The following is a 19,411-nucleotide window of genomic DNA, read 5'->3' as shown; positions in this document are numbered from 1 at the left end:
TTTTCTCTATTTTATATAGAAACATCTAAAATTTGTTGTCTTTTCCAGTATAAATGGTATATCCTTGATATTATTCTATACCAATAGGAGGTTCTAGCTGTGGCTAAAACTGAACCGCTTTACAAACTGATTTACAACTCATTAAAAAAACAAATCTTAACCGGAACTTTACCTTACAATAACCAATTGCCCTCAGAAAAAAAGCTCGCTGATCAATTTAAAGTCAGTCGGATCACCAGCAAACGTGCTTTAAATGACTTAGCTGAAGACGGCTACATCAGACGATTTCCAGGAAAAGGCAGTTTTGTGATTTTTAAAGACTTGCCCAGGCAGCGACCTTATACTATATCTCTGCTGCTGCCTTTTTTTAAAAACGCTGGATTGGAACAATATGTACAAGGCATTTCCGACTATTTAAAACCAACACCTTTTCAACTTGTTATTCATTCTACCCAAGACGACCCTGACAAGCAGCGCCAATTGATCCAATCCTTATCTAAAGAAACAAGTGATGGAGTGATTCTTTATCCATGCTTCCCTGCCAGCTTGATCGATCTCGTATTCAATTTGGTTCTTGATGATTTCCCTATTGTTTTATTGGATAAAGAACTGATTGATCTGCCGATCCCGGTTGTCTCTTCAGCTAATTTCCAAGGTGGTTATGAAGCAACTCTGCATGCAATCAAGCAAGGACACAAGAACATTTTATTCTTTTCATTGGCTTCTTATCTTGAAAACTCAGCGGTCAAAAACCGTTATCTAGGTTACTTAAAGGCTCTTCATGAACATCAGATTCAGCCGGCTTTACATCTTCAACAAAGTGATTATCCTAGTAACATGGATCAAAATCATCTGCTCCAATCTTTTCTTGAACAGACAAAAAAACAAGGCTGCACTTGTATAATAGTCGAACATGACATTTTAGCTTTGGAATTGATATCTACTGCGGCTGAGATGAGCTGGGATATCCCGAGAGACATGTCTTTTATCGGATTTGATGATCTTTCTCTGGCTCATATGATTACTCCTAAATTGACTACTGTCAAACAAAACTTTTACCAAATCGGTTATGCTGCAGCTGAAAAAATGTTAGCTTTGATCACTGACCCTGTTAAAAATGAGTCAATCGTTTCCATCGAAATTCCAATCGAATTAAAAATTCGAAATTCTGTCCAATTTATAGAACATAAAAAAGGAGCTGACAATTGACGTCAGCTCTTTTTTTCATGATTTTATCGTATTTGTTCGCGGAACTCTCGAGGAGATTGGCCTACCAGTTTTTTAAAGTTTTTATAAAAATAGCCTTGGTTTTGGTAACCGATTCGGCTGGCTATGTCATTGACCGGCTCTTTTGAGCGCAGCAACAGTTCTTTTGCCAAATTTATTCGATAATGGTTTAAATATTTGGAAAAGCTTTTACCAGTTTCTTTTTTAAAAACCTGCCCTAAATACATCACATTAACATGAAGAATCAAAGCAATGCTTTTCAAGTTTAAGTCTTCCATATACTTTGTCTGTACTAATTCGATTGTTTGTTTAGTCAAATCGCTGTACAGCAGCTGTTTTTTCAATTCATCCAAAGGCAGCAGATCGGTTTCCATTACTGCGGCTAGTTCTTCAAATGTTTCTGAGTCAAAGAGTGCTTTGGTTTTATTTAAAAATTTTTCACTTTCGATTGCATCAAACTGTAAGTAAACATTAACGATAACTAAATACATCAATCGTTTAACATTTTCAGCCTCTAACAGCTGATTCTCTTTTAATTGACTAATGAATAATGAAATCTCTTTTGAGATCCGTTCAATATTCTTAGAAAAAATTCCTTCATTTAAATCTGTTATCAACCCAGATAAAGTTAAATCAGTAATTTCATTTTCTTTATACGTGTTAAAAGTAAAGGGCTGCCCATAAAAATCAGCATGTGTTTTTGCTTTTAGTGCTGTTTTGTAACTTGTATAGATTTTTTTGGCATTTTTTACTTGTGAACCAACGTAAAATAAACAGTTGTTTCCCATTGCTTCATTTAATTGATTCAATCGCAGTTCTATCTTGTCATTTTCTGTTTCTGTCAAAATAATCACTTTTTCTTTTTCATTTAACGATAGAAACAAAGGCTGATTCAATGAACGACAAGCCTCCTTAAATGAAATCTCCCAATCTTTTAATTGTTTGTTTCGAACAAGAACTACGGTAAATCCTGAGTTTTCAGAAATATTGAACGATGGGTTTTCGAGTAGTCGTCCAAGTTGGTCTTCCTGCAATTCATTCCGTATCCACCGACCAAGCAATCCTTCAAAGATCACTTGGTCTGCTTGGTTATATAACTTGGCTTGTTCAAATTCTTTTAGTATGTTCTCAAGTGAATGATACAGTTCTTCTTTATCGATCGGCTTCAGTAGGTAATTAGAGGCTCCTAGATGCATCCCGCTTTTGACATATTCGAATTCTTGGTATCCTGAAAGAATAATAAACTTAAAAGGTTCTGCTATCTTTTGCGCTTCTCGAATAAAATCGATTCCTGATAAAACAGGCATTGTGACATCGGTTAAAATGATATCGACAGGATGTTCTGCGATAAAATCGAGCGCTTTTTTTCCGTTTCTAGCTGTTCCAACTATCTCCATACCTAAGCTTTTCCAGTCAATCAATTTTTGCAGTCCAGCTAAAATCATATATTCATCGTCTACCAATAATACTTTATACATACTAACTCATCCTTTTTTAATCGTTCATCAGAATACCATTACAATGGTTGTTCCTCCGCCAACAGTTTCTTTTATCTCCATTTCAAACTGTTCTCCAAAGTATAGTTTCATTCTGGTATAGACATTCATGATTCCTACTGAACCAGGTTTAAATAAATCGGTGTCTTTAAAAGAGCGATTCAATTGTTCCATTTGTTCTTTTGGAATCCCTTTTCCATTATCCACAATGAATATTTTGGTTTTGCCTTCTTCACAGTAAGCTTTGACACTAATCGCGTTTTCTATTTTCATGAAATCGATTCCATGCGCAAAATAATTTTCTATCAACGGCTGAATAGCAAACTTAGGTATCATAACTTCTTTAGCATCTTCGCAGACTTTAAACAAATAAGCCACTTGGTCAGGGTACCTCATCTGATAAAGGTAAATATATTTTTCACAGAACTTCAATTCATTTTCTACAGTCACTATTTTTTCATGAGAAATGTTGTTTCTCAACAAAGTTGCAAAATGAAATACCACGTCTGCCAACTCTTCAGCTCCTTCACTGATTGCACTCATTCGGATATATTCTAATGTATTGTATAAAAAGTGAGGGTTGATTTGAGATTGTAAAGCACGCATATCGGCATCCTTTTGTTTGATTTCTAATTCATAAATATCTTTGATATACGTTTGCAGGCTGTCGAGCATGTCATTGATACCTTCAGCTATTTGCTTGGTTTCAGCTTTTTTGTCTTGTGTGTTGATTCGGTTTTCGCTGTCTCCTGCTGCAACTTGATCGATCGATATTAGAATATCTTCTACTTGAACCACATACTTCTTGAATAAATGAAAAAGAATCAGCAATAAAATGCTGTCGATCAGTAAGCTGAACAAAAAGAGGCTAAATGTATTTTTCAATGTACTTACATTGATTTCACTACGCGGAATCAATGTATAAATTTGATGGTCGCTTTTAGTCAGCGATTCAGTGACATAATAGTCTTTTTTCAACTCTGTTAAATTGATTTTTGAATGAACAGCCATTTGATCCACTAGCTTATTTGCAATATCGGAATGACTTTGATGATTACTGCCTTGATAAGTTAGCTGGTTCGTATTTGAAAAAACAAACGTTTGAATCGTATAATTGGTATTTTGATTTGTCAAAATTTGATCAAACGTTTCTTTTTCAAAATCCATATGCAAAGAACCTATCGGCTGCAAGGTGTTGCGGTTCATCAAAATAGCAGAAAAACGGATAGCTTCTGTCAAAGGCAGCTGTTTCACTTTTTCGCCCATTAAACTACCTGTCTTCGAATAATAGATTTCTGGATAATTGGTTAAATTAATACTAGTTGCTAAAAGCGAGCTATCATTGTAGTAGAGACTCTCAATCACTTTGGGCAAATAATAATAATTGTCTGTGTGGTAATTGGTATCCAGCACTTCCGATAAGTAATCCGCATAAGACAATTCAAAATATTGGTAAATATTGTCAATTTTTTCTGGTGTTGAAGTTAAACTGACAGCCACTTCTTCAACCTTTTCTTGGTCTTTATTGATTAAAAACTCAAATCGACCCGATGCACTTTGAATACTTTGCAAAGCTAATTTTTTGTTGTTTTCATAAAGCAATCGTCCAACTGCTACACTGAAAACGGTCAAAAACAGAATCAAAATAATCGAATACGTTTTTAGTAACGAATAGATTTGATTGCTTTTCACTTTTTGTTTCATTTTGCTGCTGCTCCTTAACTAAGACCTTTTTTCGTTCAATCCATTAAAATACTCTCAAACATCCTTTTCGTGCTCGTACTGATAACAACAGCCAACAGTCCAGTTGAAACAAATAATATCAACCCGGGAAACTTATAAGTAACTAAACTAGTGATCACTAAACCGAACACCAGCATAAAGCATTCTTTTGTATTGGTAAAAAACTGTATCATAGATAGTTTTAGTGAATTGACTAATGTGATTTCAAAAGAAGTCAAAACAGCCAAGTTGATCATAAAAGACAACACCAAGATAAACAAGATGAAAATAAGGAGAAAATCAAGCATTAAAAAAATCAATCCTTTAGTCTGAAGGGCAATAAACAAATTGTAGCCGATGATCAAAAAAAATGCGGCATAAAGTAAAAATAATTGGTTTCCTTGTTTAACATGCTGTTTAAAATGAGCAAATGTAGTTTTCCATTTGATTTGTCCAAAATCCCAATTTGCTTCAGTATGTGCTTCCATAATCGCCATCATAGCTGGAGTGACACCTAGAACTAATAATCCCATAAAACTCAGCCCCCAAAAATACAAACTTAGTTTTATCAAATAATATATTTTATTAAATATTGTTTCAATTCCTTTTGAAAACACACTTCATTCCTCCAAATCTTTCTCTCGTGCTCTGTTAACAATAATTGCTTTTATCTTACACTACTTAAAGCAAATAGAAAAGGAGCGGGACAACTGTCTCCACTTCTTTTCTTATCTCACTAACTAACAGTGTACATGAGTCCACAATCGTTTGACATCCTTGCTCATTGGTTTTTTAATGAAAAAGGGCGTTCTGCTTTTAAATAGTCTCGATATACAGGAGCTACTCCTAAGTGGACTGTAAACTCTCCGCCTTTAACGAGATCATCATGAGTCAAAAACAATTTTTTATAGTCTTGCTGGTTTTTTTCAACTTTAGTAACAAAGTTAGCTTGTGGTGTATTATTCAATGTTTCGATTTCCCACATCTTCCCGTTTGACAGCTGAATGCTCACTTCATCAAAAAGCGGGATCCCTAAAACATATTCTCCGCTTCCGGGAGTTACGGGATAAAAGCCCATGGAACTAAAGACGAACCAGCCAGACATGCTGCCGTTGTCTTCATCTCCGGGAAACCCTTCAAAACCGCTGTTGAACAACCGGGTCATCAATTGTTTGACGACGACCTGAGCAGATGCTGGTTTCCCGACATAGTTAAACAAGTAAGGAATGTGAAAGCTGGGCTGATTAGAAAGGGCTAATTGTCCGTAATCGATTGCGGCGACTTCGCTCATTTCATGAATTTCAAATCCATAACTGCCGACCTCAAATGAAGGAGAAGTGTTGCACAATTCTGTCAGCCGGTTTAAAAAAGCTGTTTCGCTTTCGTAACTGTCGATCAAGTCTTGGAAGTTATGATAAACACCGAAGCTATTTTGCCAAGCGCTTCCTTCTGTATAGTCAAATCCCCAACGTTCTGCAGAAAAGTCAGCTCTGAAAATTCCTTTTGAATCTTTCCCGCGCATAAAACCAGTTTCTGAGTCAAATAAGTTTCGATAGTTTAAAGAAGACCGTTTGAATTGTTCTGCTGTTTCCTGTTGGTTTTCCAGCAGAGCAGCAGTTTGACTGATACAAAAGTCACTGTAAGCATAATCCAATGTTTGATTTACACTCTCGGGTACAAGTGTCGAAACATAGCCCAATTGATCATATTCTACAATTCCAAGCCGGCCGTATACTGAGTTTCCGCTTGTAACTGTTGCCGTTTTTACCATGGCTTCCAGAAACTCAGCTATTTCTGCTTTAGACAACAGCCCTTTCACTGCAGCATCTGCAATCACGGCGTCCACCAATGTACCGGGCATCATTCCGCGTTCATCAGGAGAAAGCCACTTGGGCAAAAAGCCACTTTCGTTATAAGATGTTAAGATACCGGCTAAAATCTCTTGATATTCACCAGGTGCAATGATTGAATATAAAGGATAAACGGTTTTGTATGTGTCCCAAAACCCATTATTGGTATATAAGTAACCCGGCTTTACTGCTTTTGCTGTCGTATCATAATGGATCGGCAACTCTGCTTCATTTAATTCATAAAATTTTTGCGGAAATAAAAACATCCGATAGAGACAAGTATAAAACGTTTTGACGTATTCTTGATTTTTATGCGAAACCGTGATTTTTCCTAAATACTTATTCCACATTTTTTCAGCAGCTAACTTTTGTGCTTCAAACGAATCCGCTATCTCTCGGTTATGATTTAACTGTGCTTGTTCTTGGCTGATAAAAGAAGTTGCTAAGCTCGCTTGGACCGTCTGATGAGCAGCTCCTTCAAAATATACTATCAATTGCTTGCCTTCTTCTGTTTCAAAAAGACCGCTGACTTCAGCGTCAACAACCTGATCAAAATGAATCGTAAAATACATTCCAAATTCAGGGTCATGGCTGCCGGCAGCATAATTAACAAATCCGCTGACTGTACTGGTTGTCGGTTCCACTCTTAGCCAGCTATTTTCCCCGGGCACATGAAAAACGATTCCTGCTTGTTTTTCAGACCGGTATGTAACCTTTATGCGACAACCGCGTTCACTAGGAGTCAGCTCTGTAATAATATTGTATCGCAATTGTTTAACTTTCAAATAATGCGGGCTAAATACCGATTCTTCGGGCCGATAAGAACTTTGATAAGAAAGAATATCATTTGAACAGTCGTTTCCTGCAATCGGTGTGATCACTATCGGACAAAAATCCCCCATCCATGGACTAGGCTGATGAGATAAGCGAATCCCTTGAAACACGCGATGGTAAGGATTAAAAAACCAGCTGTCTTCATTTGCTGTTTGCACAGCATAATGATTCATTCCAAAAGGAACTCCTGTATAAGGCAATGTATTGCCATTCGAAAAATTACGATCATTGTTTGTACCTTGTCTTGTATCGATCACTTCTAACATGTTGTTTTCCCCTTTTCAACTTATTACCAACGCTTAGGTCTTGAGTGTTTAAAGAAAAAGAACGCCTAAGAAGCAGGCGTTCTTTTTAATAAAGGTATCTTTAAATCGATTATTTATTTGCATTGAATTCGTCAAATTGTTTTTGTGCTTCTTCTTGGATTTTATCCAATCCAGCTTCTTTTAATTTTTCTAGGTACTCAGGTACAACTTTCTTAGGATCAACACTGCCTGTTTGCAACCCAGCAGTGTATTGAGCTGCTACATTATTTACGTTGGTGATTTCTGTTTTAACTTTGTCCGTTACAAAGTTGAATCCTAGTAATGGAGATTCTTCTGCTTCTTTAATAGATTTTTCTTTGTATTCGATTTGTTCGTCTGTTACAGCTTCATCAATGTAAAGAATCGCGTTATTCGCTAAGTTCCATGCTGACATGTAGCCGCTCTTAGGATCTTGGTACCCTTCCAATAAGCGTACACGTCCTTCTTCATCGGTTTTTTCCCAGTTTCTGCCTTCAACACCATAAACCAAACCATTTAACAATTCTGGATCTGTGTTCAGCAAGTTCAAGACTTTCATGGATTCTTCTTTTTTCTTAGAGTTGTTTGAGATAACAAAATTTGCCATCCGTGCTTGTGCTACTGTTTTTGCTGGTTTAGTAAAAGGTTTTGATTGAATATCTTTTCCAGTAATACGTTGCAGCAAGTAATCGCCGTAATCGTAAGGTCCTTGTGTTTCAGCTCTTACGAACCAAGTATCTTCATCTGTGTTGTAAGCTGTTTGGCTAGTAGCTGCATCAGCAGGGACAAAGCCTTTTTTGTAGTAATCGTGCATAGTATCCAGTTGCGGCAATAAGCCGTCGCCTTCTTCATATGGATTGATCAATTTTGTAAGGTCTCCATTTAAATCGATACCAAGCGGCACATTGTTGCCGATCAAGAAATCGATGTCTTTTTCGATTCTCCAGCCTGAACCTGCAGTTAAAGGTACAACACCAGGTTCATTGTCTTTAATTGTTTGCAAGAAAGGCTCTAAATCTGTTAATTTGCTGACTTTAGAAATATCCATATCGTATTTATCTAAGAACGTTGGGTTAAACGTAAACATTTGTTGTGCATAAACGTTTGCATTTACGGGTATAGCATAAAGTTTTCCATCAATTGTATTTCCTTTGATGTATGCTTCATCTAATTGTTCCATTGTTTCAGGTGCAAATTCTTTAGATAATTCTGTTAAATCGGCATACGCCCCTTTTTGAGCATTGTTTAAGTAATCACTGGCAAAAGCGATATCGTAATTTTCTCCAGAAGAAGTAATGACACTCATTTTCTTCTCATAGTCACCCCAACCGATGTATTGGATCTTCAAGCGGACGCCGATTTCATCTTCAATTCGTTTGTTGGCAATTTCCATTAATTCGTCAAGATTTTCTGGTGCTACTCCGACTTGGTACATCAAAACAGTGTCTTTGTCTCCGCCGGTGTTTTTGCTTTCGCTTTCCTTGCTATCGCCAGATGCTAATTTACCACACCCGACTAGAGCTGCTCCGCATAAAAGAGCAACAGCTCCTCTAACCAATGTCTTCTTAAAATTGATCTTCATTGTATATCCTCCATTACTATTTTTTTATAAAACTCAAACCCTTTAGATACAAATCTGCAAATCAATCATAACCACATACTCTTAAACGGCTATTCTTTCACTCCGCCGATAGTCAATCCGCTGATAAAGTATTTTTGGAAGAATGGGTAGCTTAATGCGATTGGAAGTGTAGAAATAACAACCATTGCCATTCTTGTGGCTTCTTTCGGGATACCAGCAGTTCCGATCATGGAACTCATACCAGCATTTTCAATCATAAATTCGATATTGCTTTGAATCTGCATCAATACATATTGCAGCGGCATCAAATTATCGCTTTGAATATACAGCAATGCGTTGAACCAGTCATTCCAAAAACCGATAGCTGCAAATAAACTGATTGTTGCAATTCCCGGCACGGCTAGCGGCAAAACAATTTTCCAAAATGTTCTTAGTTCTCCTGCTCCATCAATTCGAGCAGACTCAATAATCGCAGGCGGGACCGAACGAATAAAGAAAGTACGCATCACTATGATGTTGAAAGGACTCATTGCCATTGGCAAAATCAATGCCCAAATCGTATCTTTCAATCCTAATAAACTCGTCATCACGATATAACCTGGTACTAGTCCTGCACTAAACAACATGGTTACTAGCGCAAACATGGTAAAGAATTTACGGAATTTAAAATCTTTACGTGAAATAGCGTAAGCATATGAAGAAGTTAATGTCGTATTGATCAGTGTGCCGACAACGGTAACAAAAACGGTAACGAAAAGAGCTTGAAGAATTTGATCGCCCATCTGAGCTAAGTAGCGGTATCCGTCAAAACTCCATGTTTCAGGAATCAATTGATACCCATTAACAACCATTGCGGTCTCATCACTAAATGATAGAATCACAATGAAGATAAAAGGAAACACACAGGAAAAAGCAAATATTCCAATCAAGATGTTAAAAAAGATATTCGTTTTCTTTCCAAATCCTTTGTAGTTAACAGAATTAATGTGTTTTTTCTTTTTCTTTTCTGTGTCTTTGCTTTGTTCTTGTTCTTTAATATACGTGTCTTCAGCTTGCATGTATGTTCCTCCTCGCTAGAATAATGCTGATTCTTCATCAAAACGGCGTACGATCAAATTGGTGATCATAACTAAAACAAACCCTACAACAGATTGATACAATCCGGCTGCTGTGGTCATCCCAATGTCTCCGCTTGATGCTAAACCATTATAGATATAAGTATCCAAGACAGAAGTAACGTTATAAAGCGCACCTGCATTCCGAGGAATTTGATAAAACAAACCAAAGTCTGCTTTAAAAATACCGCCGACACTCATAATGGTTAAAATAGTGACCAAAGGAACTAAGTGAGGCAAAGTAACATGTTTGATCTGCTGCCATTTGCTAGCACCGTCGATCTCAGCTGCTTCATAATAAGCCGGTTCGATTCCCATGATAGCTGCAAAGTAAATCACACTGCTGTATCCGACGCCTTTCCAAATACCCAAGAACACTAAAATATACGGCCAATACGTTGGGTCAGAATACCAGCTGATCGGTGTGCCTCCTTGACTTGCAATGATCGAATTGGCTAATCCTTTATCCGGGCTTAGGAAAGCGTATACAAAGTAACTTATAATAACCCATGAAAGGAAGTACGGAAGCAACATAGATGTTTGGTAAATTTTGATCATCTTTTTAGAACGCAATTGACTGACGATAACGGCAATACTGACTGCCAAGAGTAACCCTGCTATGATGAATGTCACGTTGTATAAGATCGTATTTCTGGTAATGATGTAGGCATTTGAAGAAGAAAATAAAAATTTAAAATTATCAAATCCTACCCATTTGCTTTGACTGATACTTCCCCAAAATCCGCCGTCTTCAATAAATCTGAAGTCTTTAAAAGCGACTACGTTTCCTGCTACAGGAATGTAGAAAAAGAAAATCAACCAAATCGTTCCGGGCAGTGCCATAAACAACATCGCTTTATTTCTATTTAAATGATACAAAAACCCCTTTTTTTTCTTTTTCATTCAGTGTGCTCCTTTCAAAACTAATGCCTTTCTTTATACTCTTATTTTAATTGACTATACCAAGTGATGAAAGGAATAAAATATAGGATAACCTACACAAATTATAGAAAATCATTCTTATCAACTGTTCCCAGCCCTTTTTGTTCCTTTTATGGTCTTTATTCTATAGATAAACCGCAAAAAATGAAGTATACCACTTTTTACGGCTCATTAATTTTTTTTCTCTATCTGAACTACTTAATCATTAAAAGGCCGCAATACCAAATCAAAGCAAAATCTTTCAGCTGCTGATCGATATTTTTCTAAAACATCAGGACCGCAGCTTGCTGAACCAATTCCATGCTGCTGTTTATCCAAATAAAGATAAACTTCTTTTGTTTTCTTTAAGTCATAAGTATGTTGAGCTTCATCAAGGTTCTTTTGTGTATAGTGTCTAGCACTGAAATTAAACGGTTTATTTCCAGTAATCCATAAGCCGCTTTCTCTTTCATCTGTTATCCTCAACCATTCGACATCTGAGCGATTGCCGTTTTCTTGCGGATAAATGTAAGAAAAACCCAGTTCATCTATGGAATTTTCGTAGATTCCAAAGCGGCCAGCTTCTTTTGTATCCGAGTAAGTTTCTCTTGGCCCTCTGCCGTTCCATGTCACTTGATCAAATCTTTCCGGTAAGATCAGTTCGAATCCGATTCGCGGAAATGTCGCTGGATGCTCACCTGTTGGTTCGCCTTTTACTTGAATACTGATTTCTCCTGAGTGCATCACTGTATAAACAACTTCCGCCTCTATCCCCCAAGCAAGAGTCGGCGGTCCTATCCGCTGGGTAATAGTGATTTCAGCTGCTGTCTGATTGTTCAAGAATCGCCACTCAAAAGTGTCGGTTCTTTGCTGCAGCCAATGCAAACCGTAATCTTTCCACATCTTTTCAGAACGGTGATCATTATTCGTCATTGCCCGCCAAAAATTTAATTTTGGTCCCTTTTCCATTAACGATCGATTCTCATACATCCAAGAAACCAGCGTTCCATTCACTTTATCAAAAGACATTACAAAATTTGTTCCTTTTAACTCAAAAATGGTTTTCGTCTCTCGACTGGTTAAGGGAATTGTATGATGTGCAAATGCTGATCGACCGTCTATCGTTTCCGTCTTTTTACTTCTCTCATGTTGCTTGATTTTAAACTGTTCAAATGCTACTTCATGTCCTTGCGCAGACCACTTCGTCTGGCCCGTTGTAATAAACTGCATATCGACCCATACGTCGTTGAATGGATCTGCTAAACTGCTCAACGTCTCTAATGGGATCACAATTTCTTTTGATTTGCCAGGTTCAATCCCTTTGATCGGCATGCAGCCGCTTTGCAGACTAGTTTTTTCTACTCGGATAGACCATGACAACAATAAATGATCTAATTTTTGAAAATCATATCGATTGATAATCAAAAATATGCCCTTTTCGAGATCAGCAGCCTCAACTATTATCGGCTGCATTACTTTTTTCAATTCATAATATGCCGGAGATGGATTGCGATCCGGCTGAACCAGTCCATCAATCACAAAGTTATGGTCATTTGGCTGGTCTCCAAAGTCGCCGCCATATGCAAAAAATTCTTCACCTGTTTGAGTATATTGTCTTAACCCATGATCAGACCATTCCCACACAAATCCGCCTTGCATTCTTGGGTAACGATAAAATAATTCCCAATATTCTTTTAATGCTCCTGGCCCATTTCCCATTGCATGTCCGTATTCGCATAAAATATGCGGCTTTTGATGGTTAGCGGCTGATCCTAATTGTTCTAATCGATCAATTTCGGTATACATTGTTGAGTTCACAGCGGAAATCGGCGAGTCTAAATCGTATTGTTCTGCTTCAAACAATTGTTTTGTAGCGCCTTCATGGTGGATCAAAAAAGCAGGGTATCTTTGATGAAGCCAACTTGCCATTGCTTCATGGTTGCAGCCGGCTCCTGATTCATTTCCCAGAGACCATAATACGATTGAAGGATGGTTTTTGTCTCGTTCAACCATGCGTTCCATCCGATCGATATAAGCATCTTCCCATCTCGGATCGTCACTTAAGAAATCGACATTGCCGACGATCTCAAATCCGTGAGTTTCCAAATCGGCTTCATTCATGACATATAATCCATATACATCACATAAAGCATAAAAACGAGGATCGTTAGGATAATGTGCCGAACGAACAGCATTGATATTGCCTTGTTTCATCAATTGGATATCTTTTTCCATGTCTTTAAGAGTAACCGCTCGGCCCAGGTCAGGATGATTATCGTGCCGGTTGACTCCTTTGAATTTTATCGGCACATTATTGACCATAAAAAGACCGTTTTTTATTTCAATCGTTCGAAATCCTATTTTGTGTGTTATTACTTCTAATACTTCTCCTTTTTCGTCGGTCACTGTCAATAGAATTTGATACAAATGAGGTGTTTCTGCTGTCCATTTTAAAGGTTTTTGAATAACAGCTTTGATCTCGTTTTGCTGCTGGAGTTCGTTTAATTCACCGGATATTCCTTGCACAACTTGCTGACGGCTGTCTAATAATGTATAGATTACTTTACGGTATTTTAATTGCTCCAGCACAGTTCCATCAAACTTCAAGTTAACAGTCAGCAGCCCGTCAGCGTACTGTTCATCAAGAGCAGCTTCAATATAAAAATCCTCGATGGTAGCTTGAGGCCTTGCTATTAAATAGACATCTCTAAAAATCCCGCTTAACCACCACATATCTTGATCTTCTATGTAAGTAGAATCAGACCATTGATAAACCCTTACGGATAGTTCGTTTTTTCCTGTTTTTAAATAAGGAGTAATATCGAATTCTGCCGGCAAGCGGCTGCCTTTGCTGAACCCTGCTTCGTGTCCGTTGATCCAAAGATGAAAACTATTGTCGACTCCTTCAAAACGCAGAAAAACTTGCTGAGCTTCCCAATCTTCTGAAATATAAAATTGACGTTTATAACTGCCTGTAGGATTTTCATTTGGAATGTAAGGCGGATCTACAGGAAACGGATACGCTACGTTTGTATAATGCGGACGTCCGTACCCGCTTAATTGCCAATGAGAAGGTACTGTAATGGTATCCCATGAATCACAATCGTACCTTTCTTCATAAAAACCCTCTGGTGCATCAGTTGGATTCTCAGCATAATGAAACTTCCAGCTGCCATTCAATAGTTGGATGCGAGTAGAATTCTTTCTTTGATCCGTTAATGCTGCCGATTTGTCTGCAAACGGAATAAAATAAGATCGGCTTTTTAAACGGTTTCGGCTTAATCGATTGGGATTTTGAAGGTCCATTGTGTTCATTTAAATACTCTCCTTTAAAAAGAAAAAGAAACTTTTTGTATCAGCTGTTTCTTTCGTCCTTTATTTATTTTACTTAAATTCTCAAATAAAAATGATTGAATATATACATATGCCGGTACTTGCTCTTATCCTTTTTTCTACAAAAGCGGACCTTTTTATTTTACCGGTTAAAGGAATCGCTTCCAAACAATTCTAGTTTAATCGTCTTAAGCCAGCAAAAAAAGGAACAAAGTATAGCTTTAAATCAACAAATTACAGCTTTTATATTTCCAAGCATCAGAAAAGCTCACTCAAGCTGTTAGTTGCTAAGACAGCAGCTAACAGCTTGAGTGAACAAGTAAAGCTATTCATTTTTTAGATCGATCAATTGTTTAAAGTTTTTAGCTATTTCTGTTCCTTTTAAATTAGCTTCTTTTAAATAAATCAAATGAAATGGGTGTTGAATAGCAAAATCGTTTAGTTTGATCTCTTTTAAACTGCCTGCTTCAAGTTCTGTTTCAACAGCGCTGCGGTATAAAAAAGTAATTCCGATATCTTTTTCTACTAATGTTTTAATTGTACTGATGCTCCCAATCATCATGCGTTTTACAAAGCTGTCTAGGTGGATCCCTTTGTTCTTTAAAGCTGTTTCTAAAATCAAACGAGAGCCTGAACCGGGTTCCCTTATCAACAATGGATATGAAAACAACTCATTGATTCCCTGTTCTTTCTTCCATAAAGGACTGTTTTTCGAACAAACCGCTATAAAAGGCTGGTCAGAAAGCTTCTGAAACCCAAAAAAATGCTGATTGAATTCTCCTTCAACAAATGCAAAATCAATCCGTCCATGTTCTAATTGGTCGATCAACGATTCCGTGTTATCTACTAACATCGACAAATCATGAGAAGGATACACATTCATATAGTCTTCGATCAATTGCGGCATGATGTATTCTCCGATCGTTAATGTTGCCCCGAATGTGAACGAAACAGTATCCGTTTTTGGAACAAGCTTTTGCTGAATCTGAAAGATTTCTTTTTGCAGTAGCAACAGATCTTTTTGCAGTTGCATCCCTTTTTCTGTAATGGTTAATTGACGGTTTTCATAATGAACCAATTCAACGTTTAATTCATTCTGCAAATATTGAATGTGTTGCGTAACTGCTGGCTGAGTAATGTGCAAGCGTTTTGCCGTTAAAGTGTAATTCATTTCTTCGGCAAGTATAAGAAACGTTTGATATCGATAATCAAGCATGGTCTTCCTCCTTTTATAAGAAGAGCTTATATAAAAATAATAAATCATTATTTTCTTTTATGCAATATTTAGCGTAAACTATACCTATAAAAGAATTAACAAAAAGGAGAGAACGCATGCTTACTAACTTTAAAAAAACGACCGAAGCTATTCTGCCTGGTCTATTGATCAGTGTGATTATTTCGATTGTCAGTCAATATTTAGCAACCTTTATACCCACCATAGGATCAGCCTTATTAGCTATTTTTATCGGTATTTTGCTTGGAAACACCATTTTGAATAAACCAGTCCTAAATACCGGAACCAAATTTTCAGAAAAAACATTATTAGAATTATCCATTGTTTTAAATGGCTTGATCCTAGATTTTCAAGTGCTTAAAAAAGTAGGCTTCAGCGGCTTTGCTTTTGTTATTGTACAAATGGGATTGACCCTATTCATTGCTTATCAACTTGGCAGATTGATGAAGTTCAATAAAAAGTTCTCCTTATTGATGGGAGCTGGAAATGCAGTTTGCGGATCCTCGGCAATCGGAACCGTTTCGCCAATCATCAAAGCCGATGAAAAAGACAAAGGGATGTCCATAACTGTTGTCAACGTTATCGGAACGATTTTAATGATTTTATTGCCGCTGCTTTCTTCTTTTCTTTATCAGAACGAAACAGTGCAAACTTCTGCTTTGATCGGCGGAACTGTCCAATCGATCGGTCAAGTGATTGCTTCCGCTAAAATAGTCGGCGGAGATGTAACGAACTTAGCGATTGTCTTTAAATTAATGAGAGTTCTGCTGATCGTAGGTGTAGCATTGCTGTATGGCAAGTTAAATTTGAAAGAAACAGAGCCGCTGCTTTCAAAATCTGACGTTGAAGAAGCCGGCACGAAAAAAAAGAAAACTGCATCCATTGGCATTCCTTGGTTTATCATCGGTTTCTTCCTATTATTTGTTCTTAGAAGTTTAACAGACTTGCCTTCTCAAATCCTTCATAGCGCAGAAACCATCAGCAGCCAGTTTGAAATTGCTGCTTTAGCCGCAATCGGCTTGCGTGTGAAGTTTTCAGATATTGTTAAAGAAGGACCTAAAACAATGCTTTATGGTTTGTTGATTGGACTCTTCCAAGTCATTATCGCTGTCGTCTTGATCGCTTGGTTTTTTTAAGCGCCTATTTCATTCAATAAACAATCAAAACGGTCTAAAGGGCCCGTCAGCTGATAAAGCTGGCGGACCCTTTTTTTAGTTTCATTTATTCTTTGCCCATTCGATTTGGTTGATAAATAAATTTTCCATTATTGGATTCAATCAAAATATGCAGTTTGAACTTAGACATCAAAAATTCTCCAATAGCTTCTTTTGTATAAAAAACATCTGTCGGAAACATCTCAGTCGGTGATTTAACTTTGATTTCATAAAAGCCGTCTATTACCGTTTCTACAAATATCAAATCAGAACATTCTTGCAATTTTTTTCTTTCTTCAATCGATAAATCTTCAATATCGCCTTGGTTCATTTCAAAATACTCCTCACGTAGGAAACTATAAGCTCTAAGCTTTGCTACCATAGAATAAGGGATACCTTTTTTATTGTCAAGGTGATTATCGAGCGATTAGCTAGCATTAAACTTTCTTCACTGCTTCTAAGCTGAAAACAAATCCCATTCTTTTTATTATGCTTAAAAACCTTATTATCTCTATGCTTTTATCTTGTTTTTCTCATTCGTCTTCAGTTTCCAAATTATGTCTAAATAATGACATCTTTTCACCTTCCGCTTTTTCTGAATTGATCATTGCATATATTCCTATCAACATGCCGAACAAGGTATCTGTGCCTGAAGTATGCCCAAATAAAAGCATGTGTTCCATTTTCTGTTGGATAAGCACAGATACGCTTTATGATTGAACCTGCGTTAAAAACAGCAGCTTTAAATAAAAAGAAATATATGAATTACGGTTACATTCGTCGTAATGTTACTTATCAATCGTTTCAAGAAGCCCAAAACTATAACCAGTTAGTAGTAAATATTCCCAATTTAGAATTTAATTCTTTTGAATTGGTCATTCATGAAATTGATTTTTCTATTCCCAATGAAGATTTCATGGCTATCGAAAATACTGTCAGTTTTTTACAAATGGAACTATTAAAAAAGCACGCTGTCACTCAAAATAACTTAAATTACAAAAATAGTATTATTTCTGAGTTATTAAATGATCGTATGGAAAATAAAGAAGAACTAATCGAAAAAACGACTTACTTAAAACTAAAGAACAATCCTAATTACCGAGTCTTTATCTGTCATTTTTCTAATTCTTCGTCAAATGCAGACCATCAAGAGCTTTCTCAAAAAAAAGAGCATCATTTTGCTCTGATTTTCACAGAAGAGATAAAAAAACACTGGCCGCAGCGCATTTACCTGATTCGTCAAAATAAAATCGACTTTATTGCAGATACTCAATCAGACACTGAACAAGTGCTTAAAGAAAAAATAACTAAAACTATTCAAACCAGTAAGAATAAACTCCAGATGAAAGCTTTAAAAATGACAGTTAATTCCAGTTATGCAGGCGAAATTTTTCAACTGTCAAGTCTCTATAAACAAGCACAAGATACTCAAAAAATAACCGCTTTATTTGACGAAGCAAATACTATTTACAGTTACCGCGATATTGGAATTTACCAATTATTTGCAGAATCAAACAATTTAACTCATTTTGAAAAGTACATTCCCAGCTCTTTACTTGATTTAAATCGAAACCATCCTGATTTAATTGAAACGTTAAAAATATTTTTAGATGCAAACCAAAACTATAAAGCAACAGCAGATGCTCTTTTTGTGCATCCTAAAACAGTCCGATATCGAATGGACAAAATAAAACAATCCATTTCGATCGACTTCCACAATGCAGAAGAACTGCTCCAAATCAATATCGGCTTGCGTTTACTGAAGATGTTGCAGCAATAAAGCAGCAAAAAAGAACTTTAGAGGCATCTTGTGTATTAATACACATAGTTGTCTAACTAAAGTTCTTTTTTTCGACTATCCTATTCTGCATACATACGAAAATAAGAAACGTCTTTAAATGTAAATTGTTTATGTTCGTACTCTAATTTGTTTGTTTCTTTCAGCTGCTTTACTACGTTTCCTACTGTTTCTCTCGAGCATCCGCTAATTTCAGCTATTTCGTTGATCGTGATCGGGTAAGGAACTTCGATTTTTTTCGGTGGACAATCGATGCCCAAATCTTCCATCAAGTAAGTCAACGCCTTGACAATGCGGCTGGTAGCACTGGAGATAGCTAAATATTGAATGCGTTTTTCTTGTTGATTTAAAATAGCCGATATTCTCTTATATAAGTAAAGCAGCTGAGTAGGGTTATAAGCAGCTTGCTGTTCAAAAACATTTGTCGGCAAATAATACAATTCGATATCGGTAGCTGCATAAGCTGAAAAATGATACGCTTCATCGGAAAACATTCCGCCATAAGGAAACAGCCTATCTGGCTTGGTGTAATCAATATATAAAAATGTAGCACTTTCATCATACCGTTCAAACCGTACAAGCCCGTTCATTAAATAAAAAACCTTTTCACGCTTGTCGCCTTCATCAAATAAAACTTGTCCTTTTTTATAACTCCTAACATACAGATGCTTTTTAAGCACATTAAACTCCGATTCTGTAAAATTCGCAAAAACCGGTTTGTAACGTAACTCATATAGCTGATTGGATTTCATTTGTTTTATGGGCATTTGATTCTCTCCTCGTCGTAATGAACTAAACGAATTAGAATGGAATCTCTTAGCTTTAGAAGACAAAAAAGAGGTTCTCATTTATCCCTTTTAG

At 36.7% G+C, this 19,411-nt stretch carries 14 protein-coding genes; 3 read left to right on the top strand and 11 right to left on the bottom strand.

Translation table 11 applies throughout. From position 1 onward, the window contains the following. The first annotated feature begins 99 nt into the window (after window positions 1-99). Window positions 100-1,209, top strand: coding sequence for a LacI family DNA-binding transcriptional regulator (locus BR87_RS00765; protein WP_035027533.1), 1,110 nt, complete (start codon window positions 100-102; stop codon window positions 1,207-1,209). 23 nt (window positions 1,210-1,232) lie between these two features. Here the strand turns inward: BR87_RS00765 and BR87_RS00760 are convergent, their stop codons facing one another. The 9 genes from BR87_RS00760 to BR87_RS00720 all read right to left on the bottom strand — a co-directional run bounded on the left by BR87_RS00760 (window position 1,233) and on the right by BR87_RS00720 (window position 15,580). Next, entirely contained in the window at window positions 1,233-2,705 is a 1,473-nt protein-coding gene (locus tag BR87_RS00760) for a response regulator transcription factor (RefSeq protein WP_035027530.1), read from the bottom strand. 27 nt (window positions 2,706-2,732) lie between these two features. After that, complete coding sequence (locus BR87_RS00755; RefSeq protein ID WP_035027527.1) at window positions 2,733-4,427, bottom strand: sensor histidine kinase; 1,695 nt, start codon at window positions 4,425-4,427, stop codon at window positions 2,733-2,735. A 35-nt stretch (window positions 4,428-4,462) separates the two neighbouring features. Then, window positions 4,463-5,062: a DUF624 domain-containing protein gene (locus BR87_RS00750; RefSeq protein ID WP_035027523.1), complete on the bottom strand. Its 600-nt coding sequence runs from the start codon at window positions 5,060-5,062 to the stop codon at window positions 4,463-4,465. Between the two features lie 164 nt (window positions 5,063-5,226). Next, entirely contained in the window at window positions 5,227-7,395 is a 2,169-nt protein-coding gene (locus BR87_RS00745; RefSeq protein ID WP_035027520.1) for a GH92 family glycosyl hydrolase, read from the bottom strand. A 109-nt stretch (window positions 7,396-7,504) separates the two neighbouring features. Continuing rightward, window positions 7,505-8,995 (bottom strand): ABC transporter substrate-binding protein, encoded by a 1,491-nt coding sequence (locus tag BR87_RS00740; protein ID WP_035027517.1) that lies wholly within the window; start codon window positions 8,993-8,995, stop codon window positions 7,505-7,507. Between the two features lie 89 nt (window positions 8,996-9,084). Further along, a complete protein-coding gene (locus BR87_RS00735; protein ID WP_051929596.1) occupies window positions 9,085-10,053 on the bottom strand; it encodes a carbohydrate ABC transporter permease in 969 nt (322 codons plus the stop codon). Between the two features lie 15 nt (window positions 10,054-10,068). Further along, window positions 10,069-11,013: an ABC transporter permease gene (locus BR87_RS00730; protein WP_035027514.1), complete on the bottom strand. Its 945-nt coding sequence runs from the start codon at window positions 11,011-11,013 to the stop codon at window positions 10,069-10,071. Between the two features lie 237 nt (window positions 11,014-11,250). Next, window positions 11,251-14,346, bottom strand: a complete 3,096-nt coding sequence (gene lacZ, locus BR87_RS00725) for a beta-galactosidase, LacZ type (RefSeq protein ID WP_035027512.1) — start codon at window positions 14,344-14,346, stop codon at window positions 11,251-11,253. Between the two features lie 343 nt (window positions 14,347-14,689). After that, window positions 14,690-15,580 carry a LysR family transcriptional regulator gene (locus BR87_RS00720; protein WP_035027509.1) on the bottom strand — a complete coding sequence of 297 codons (891 nt, stop codon included), beginning with the start codon at window positions 15,578-15,580 and terminating at the stop codon, window positions 14,690-14,692. 116 nt (window positions 15,581-15,696) lie between these two features. On the opposite strand from BR87_RS00720, the gene BR87_RS00715 reads away from it, so the two are divergent. Continuing rightward, entirely contained in the window at window positions 15,697-16,734 is a 1,038-nt protein-coding gene (locus BR87_RS00715) for a YeiH family protein (protein WP_035027506.1), read from the top strand. A gap of 85 nt (window positions 16,735-16,819) precedes the next feature. Here BR87_RS00715 and BR87_RS00710 read toward each other — a convergent pair whose 3' ends face one another. After that, window positions 16,820-17,083, bottom strand: coding sequence for a hypothetical protein (locus BR87_RS00710; RefSeq protein ID WP_035027503.1), 264 nt, complete (start codon window positions 17,081-17,083; stop codon window positions 16,820-16,822). Window positions 17,084-17,464: 381 nt separating this feature from the next. On the opposite strand from BR87_RS00710, the gene BR87_RS00705 reads away from it, so the two are divergent. Beyond that, the gene (locus tag BR87_RS00705; RefSeq protein ID WP_035027501.1) at window positions 17,465-18,532 is read left to right on the top strand and encodes a PucR family transcriptional regulator; all 1,068 of its coding nucleotides are present in this window, start codon (window positions 17,465-17,467) and stop codon (window positions 18,530-18,532) included. An 80-nt stretch (window positions 18,533-18,612) separates the two neighbouring features. On the opposite strand, the gene BR87_RS00700 is transcribed toward BR87_RS00705, so the two are convergent. Further along, window positions 18,613-19,317, bottom strand: coding sequence for a Crp/Fnr family transcriptional regulator (locus BR87_RS00700; RefSeq protein WP_051929595.1), 705 nt, complete (start codon window positions 19,315-19,317; stop codon window positions 18,613-18,615). Window positions 19,318-19,411 lie beyond the last annotated feature (94 nt).

This window comes from Carnobacterium mobile DSM 4848 (assembly GCF_000744825.1).
Classification (GTDB): Bacteria; Bacillota; Bacilli; order Lactobacillales; family Carnobacteriaceae; genus Carnobacterium_A; species Carnobacterium_A mobile.
This window is presented reverse-complemented; position numbering and strand designations above follow the sequence as displayed.

What these genes read in the sequence shown, in the direction of transcription:
- BR87_RS00740 (WP_035027517.1), bottom strand. Translation starts at nt 8,995, where the DNA reads ATGAAGATCAATTTTAAGAAGACATTGGTTAGAGGAGCTGTTGCTCTT.
- BR87_RS00710 (WP_035027503.1), bottom strand. Translation starts at nt 17,083, where the DNA reads ATGAACCAAGGCGATATTGAAGATTTATCGATTGAAGAAAGAAAAAAA.
- BR87_RS00705 (WP_035027501.1), top strand. Translation starts at nt 17,465, where the DNA reads ATGATTGAACCTGCGTTAAAAACAGCAGCTTTAAATAAAAAGAAATAT.
- BR87_RS00700 (WP_051929595.1), bottom strand. Translation starts at nt 19,317, where the DNA reads ATGCCCATAAAACAAATGAAATCCAATCAGCTATATGAGTTACGTTAC.
- lacZ (WP_035027512.1), bottom strand. Translation starts at nt 14,346, where the DNA reads ATGAACACAATGGACCTTCAAAATCCCAATCGATTAAGCCGAAACCGT.
- BR87_RS00760 (WP_035027530.1), bottom strand. Translation starts at nt 2,705, where the DNA reads ATGTATAAAGTATTATTGGTAGACGATGAATATATGATTTTAGCTGGA.
- BR87_RS00715 (WP_035027506.1), top strand. Translation starts at nt 15,697, where the DNA reads ATGCTTACTAACTTTAAAAAAACGACCGAAGCTATTCTGCCTGGTCTA.
- BR87_RS00755 (WP_035027527.1), bottom strand. Translation starts at nt 4,427, where the DNA reads ATGAAACAAAAAGTGAAAAGCAATCAAATCTATTCGTTACTAAAAACG.
- BR87_RS00730 (WP_035027514.1), bottom strand. Translation starts at nt 11,013, where the DNA reads ATGAAAAAGAAAAAAAAGGGGTTTTTGTATCATTTAAATAGAAATAAA.
- BR87_RS00735 (WP_051929596.1), bottom strand. Translation starts at nt 10,053, where the DNA reads ATGCAAGCTGAAGACACGTATATTAAAGAACAAGAACAAAGCAAAGAC.
- BR87_RS00720 (WP_035027509.1), bottom strand. Translation starts at nt 15,580, where the DNA reads ATGCTTGATTATCGATATCAAACGTTTCTTATACTTGCCGAAGAAATG.
- BR87_RS00745 (WP_035027520.1), bottom strand. Translation starts at nt 7,395, where the DNA reads ATGTTAGAAGTGATCGATACAAGACAAGGTACAAACAATGATCGTAAT.